This is a genomic window from Brevibacterium jeotgali (genome assembly GCF_900169175.1).
GTDB lineage: Bacteria > Actinomycetota > Actinomycetes > Actinomycetales > Brevibacteriaceae > Brevibacterium > Brevibacterium jeotgali.
This window is the reverse complement of record NZ_FXZM01000031.1, coordinates 1-4,563: the sequence shown is the minus strand read 5'-3', so window position 1 is coordinate 4,563 and position 4,563 is coordinate 1. Positions and strand designations below refer to the sequence as shown.

Genomic DNA, 4,563 nt, shown 5'->3' with positions numbered 1-4,563 from the left:
CTGATGAACGCCACCCGACGAGCCTAGAGCACCCCGATTAGTGCGTGAAACACACCCCCAGGCCCAACATCACCCCAGGTCACAGAGCTACGGAACGCGCCAACCCGCAGACGTGAGCCAAGTCAGGTCTACCAGCGTCAGCGCGAGCAGATCATCGCGCAGCTGCCGGAGTTCGGCCGCATCCTCGCATCGACGACCGGTGCGGGGCTGTCCGTGCAGACCGCGCTCGCGATCGCCGGTGACGAACTGGCGGACCCCGCAGGCCGCGAGATCGCGCACATGTCGCGGGAGCTGGACCTCGGGACGCCCTTGGACGCCGCGTTCGAACGCCTGCAGGAGCGGATCCCGGGGCGCGACCTGAGTGTCCTCGTCTCCACCCTCGTCATCTCCCATCGCTCCGGAGGTTCCCTCATCACGGCGCTGCGCGACCTGTCGTTCACGCTGGAGGAGCGGAAGGAGACTGCTCGAGAGGTCCGCACCCTCGTCGCGGAGTCCAGCTACACCGGATACATGGTCGCCGGGATGGGCATCGTCCTCCTCTGCCTGCTCATGTTCATGAACGACCAGGTGCTCCACAGCATGACATCGACCGTCGTCGGCCAGCTCGCACTGCTGATCGCGGGAGTGGGATACGCGGTGGGGATCGTCCTCATCAACCGGATGACGAGGGTGAAGCTGTGATCGCATTCGCGTTCGGACTCGGAGCACTCGCCGTCGCCTTCGCCGGTGTGCATGGCGTGCGGCTCCTGCGTGCGGATCCCCTGGATGCACTGACCGCTCAGGATCGTGGCCTGATCCACCGGTCCGTGCAGGCCAAGAAGACGGACGTGGGGCCGATCGGGCGCATGGCACAGTCGCTCGCGCGTGAACTCGGTCCGCTGATGGGCGACGCGTATCGCCGCTTCATGACCCGGAAGATCATCGAATCCGGGCGCGCCGACTACGCGGACTTCGCGCAGTTCATGACGATGAAGTCGAAGCTCGTGATCCTGGGCGCGGTGCCCACGCTGCTCATCTGCCTGTACCTCAACTTCTGGGTCGCCGGCGTCGCCTTCATCCTCGCCCTCTTCTTGATCCCGGACATCGCGCTGTGGTCCAAGGCGTCGGAGCGCCAGGAGGAGATCGAGGACGAGCTGCCGGACTTCCTGGACGTCCTGGCCGTCACCGTGTCCGCCGGGCTCTCGTTCCGCGGAGCGCTGGAGAGGGTCATCGAACGGTCCGATGGGCCGCTGTCGGAGGAGATGCTCCTCACGCTGCGACAGATGGACGTGGGCCAGTCGCGGACAGAGGCCTTCGAGGACCTGCGCAGGCGCACGACGTCGGAATCCCTCGAATCCTTCATCACCGCGCTCCTCCAGTCGGAGGAGCTGGGGTCGCCCCTCACCGACGCCCTCAACCAGATAGCGCTCGACATGCGGCGTGTGACGGCACAGCGCGCGCGGCAGAAGGCGGCGCGCGCCAATCCGAAGATCTCCGCGGTCGTGTCCCTCGTGATGGTGCCGGCCACGATGATCCTCATCGGAGTGGGGATGTTCTTCGCCGTCGACATCGACTTCGGCCAGCTGTTCGGGAACCTCCGGCAATGACGTGGGCACCCGGCCAAGTCCTCATGCAGGCGGGGAAGGTCGTCCTCTTCATGCGACTCCTGTGCAGCCTGCCGGTCGTCCTCGCGTGGAGCGACCAGGCTCCCACCGCGTTCCAGATCACCATCGTCTCCACGACGACCGGGGTGAGCCTCGTGCTCATCCTCGCGTGGTCCAGAGTCGTCCCGTTCATCATGCGCCATCCCGCCACCGTGATCGTCGATGTGGGCCTCTCCACCGGTCTCATCGCCGCTGCGGGAGTGGACTCCCCCTACGTCGCCTACCTGTTCTGCGGGGCACTGCTCGTGGGCATGCTGTTCGCTCCCGGGGCTCGCACGATCCTCTCCACGCTCATCATCTCCGCGTTCCTGGCGGAGTCGATCGTCCAGGCGGACCTCGCACAGGCACCGATCGGGATCGGGGCGGTGTCCGTCTCGGCCACGATCATCACAGTGCTGGTGTGCGTCCACATGGGCGCGACGCTTCGGACACTGCAGTGGCGTGTCGATTCGGCGCTGGAAGTCGCGGCGCGGAACGCGCGGGACGCGGCCCTGGGTGAGGAGCGCTCGCGCTTGGCGCGCGAACTCCACGATTCCCTCACCAAGACCCTCGTGGGCATCGGGCTGCAGGCGGCCGCTCTGCGGCTCAGGCACCCGGAGTCGACGGAGACCGCGAGTCGGATCAGTGCGGCCGCGAACGATGCGGTCGATCAGTCGCGGGCCATCCTCACCGACCTGCGCGAGGGGTCCGGCGCGTGCGTCGCAGAATCGCTGCGCAGCTCACTGGCGGAGGTCGGGACGCTCTATGGGATCCACGTCCGCAGCGACATCAGCGACCAGAGCGCCTTCGTCTCGGATCCCGCCGTCTACGTCGTCCGGAAGATCACGGAGGAGGCGGTCATCAACGCGGCGAAGCACGCGAGGGTCGACACCGTGGACGTCACCGTGCGCACACTCCCCGGATGGATCGTCGCGACCGTCGCCGACGAGGGGACGGGGATGCGCCACCGCGAGTCGTCCGACGGGGTGGGCCACTACGGGCTCACCGGTATGAAGGAGCGGGCCGCCGCGATCAACGGGCGGGTCGGCATCGAATCGAAGCCCGGAGCGGGCACCACCATCACCATCACAGCACCTTTGGAAGGAGCAGAACAGCATGGCTGAGACGCTGCGCATCCTCATCGCGGACGACAACTCCGTCGTCCGCGTAGGACTCGAGCACATCATCGAGTCGCTCGACGGCTTCGAACTCGTCGCGACTGCCTCGGACGGCGCGGAGGCGATGGAGAAGGCGCGCGAGACGTCTCCGGACGTCTGCCTCCTGGATGTGCGGATGCCCGGGACGGACGGGATCGTGGCGGCCCGGGAACTGTCCCGGACCAGCACCGTCGTCATGCTCACCCACAGTGAGGAGGCGGAGGTCATCCAGGCCGCGCTGGACGCCGGGGCCCGGGGCTACGTCGTCTACAGCGAGCTGGAGGTCGACAACCTCGTTCACAACCTGCGGTCTGTCATCGGCGGCTCGCTCCTGGTGTCGCAGACCGCGGCCGGAGCGCTCCTCGCCGACCGACGGGCGCTGCACGCAGGACACCGGGCCGGCAGTGCGACCGCAGCCGCGCCGGTTCCGTCGCCCACGATCGCGGAACACGTCGACGACCCGCCGATCACGAGCACCACCGGCAGTCCCGGACCGGAGACCGCGACGGGCCGCGTGAGCGCCCACGCCGCCACGGGCACGGGCGGTCTGGCACCGTACAGTCTGTCTGCGCGGGAGCGCGAGATCATGGAGCTCATCGCGGAGGGGCTCACGAACCGCGTCATCGCGGACTCCCTCTTCCTCAGCGAGAAGACGGTGAAGAACCACGTCAACCACATCTTCGCGAAGTTGAGCGTCGCATCCCGGGCCGAGGCCGTGAGCATCTGGCTGCGCACCGTCGCCCTCCCGCGGTGAGGGTGCCGAACATAGGCCCGAGTGCCCTGTCCGCGCGACGCGACGCCCGCGAAGGTGGAGGAGACCGCACCGCGCCCCGGCGCCGTGCTGCGACGACACGAAGGGATGACTGGTGAGAACTCTGCGCGTACATGTCGGTCAGCTGCGGCAGCGGACCCGCGAGGACGGTGAGACCGGACAGGTGGCGATCGGTGTGCTCCTCACAACGGTCGTCGTGATCGCCGCGACGTTCGCCTTCATGGTCTTCGCGGAAGCGGTGGATCTGCGGTCCAGCACGCAGAAGGGCGCTGATGCCGCTGCGACGTCCGCAGCAGAGACCGCGCGCTCCACATGGATCGAGGCCTGGCTGCGTGCGCAGAAGGCGAGCCCCCAGGAGCTGCCATCGGACGATTCGGGCGACAACGACCGGACCGACGACGAGGACGAGGGAGACGAGGACGAGGACGAGGAGGAGTTCCAGCTCGATCACGTGTACTCCCCTCCGGAGCCGTTCTGGGCTGGGTCCGTGGCCGCGGCCATGCCCGCTGCCGCGGACTACGCCGCGAAGAACGACGGAGGCACCCTCACGCGCTACCTCCCCGAACACGGGAACAGGATCTCCGTCGACGTGCACAGGAGCAAGGAGACGTCCAGCCGCCAGGGCAGCAGGTTCGTGCCGTCGATCGGCGGCGATTCGTCCGCGACCGCGCAGGTCGTCACTCCGGCGGGACTCACGTGTGCTCCCCTGCCGGGCGGGATGATCGAGGCGTGGACGCTGCAGTGCACCAGCGCAAAGGGATCCGCCCGCGCGTACTACACCGGCAATGTCCTGGTGAGCTGGGAGGAGTCCGCCTTCGAGAGGATGTACACCATCCGCCTGGACCGCTGAGCTGCCCTCCACGGCCCCCGGCGAGTCGTCGCAGCGGTGGGCACACCATGCGGCCCGCGGGCCCTGTCGCAGGGGCGCGGCCGCCGGAAGAGTAGAGATCACAAGGTTCGGACAACCACACGGGCCGCTCACCACAGCGAAGGGAATCACCATGAACAAGCT

At 67.8% G+C, this 4,563-nt stretch carries 5 protein-coding genes; all 5 read left to right on the top strand.

Annotated features, from left to right (window positions below):
- Window positions 1-150 precede the first annotated feature (150 nt).
- Entirely contained in the window at window positions 151-681 is a 531-nt protein-coding gene (locus tag BJEO58_RS14575; protein WP_101590177.1) for a type II secretion system F family protein, read from the top strand.
- Window positions 678-1,586 carry a type II secretion system F family protein gene (locus BJEO58_RS14570; RefSeq protein ID WP_101590176.1) on the top strand — a complete coding sequence of 303 codons (909 nt, stop codon included), beginning with the start codon at window positions 678-680 and terminating at the stop codon, window positions 1,584-1,586. Before BJEO58_RS14575 ends, BJEO58_RS14570 begins: the two co-directional genes overlap by 4 nt.
- The gene (locus BJEO58_RS14565) at window positions 1,583-2,746 is read left to right on the top strand and encodes a sensor histidine kinase (RefSeq protein WP_101590175.1); all 1,164 of its coding nucleotides are present in this window, start codon (window positions 1,583-1,585) and stop codon (window positions 2,744-2,746) included. The genes BJEO58_RS14570 and BJEO58_RS14565 overlap by 4 nt, the downstream gene beginning before the upstream one ends.
- Entirely contained in the window at window positions 2,739-3,533 is a 795-nt protein-coding gene (locus BJEO58_RS14560) for a response regulator (protein ID WP_101590174.1), read from the top strand. The genes BJEO58_RS14565 and BJEO58_RS14560 overlap by 8 nt, the downstream gene beginning before the upstream one ends.
- Window positions 3,534-3,645: 112 nt before the next feature.
- A complete protein-coding gene (locus BJEO58_RS14555) occupies window positions 3,646-4,401 on the top strand; it encodes a hypothetical protein (protein ID WP_101590173.1) in 756 nt (251 codons plus the stop codon).
- Window positions 4,402-4,563: the final 162 nt, after the last annotated feature.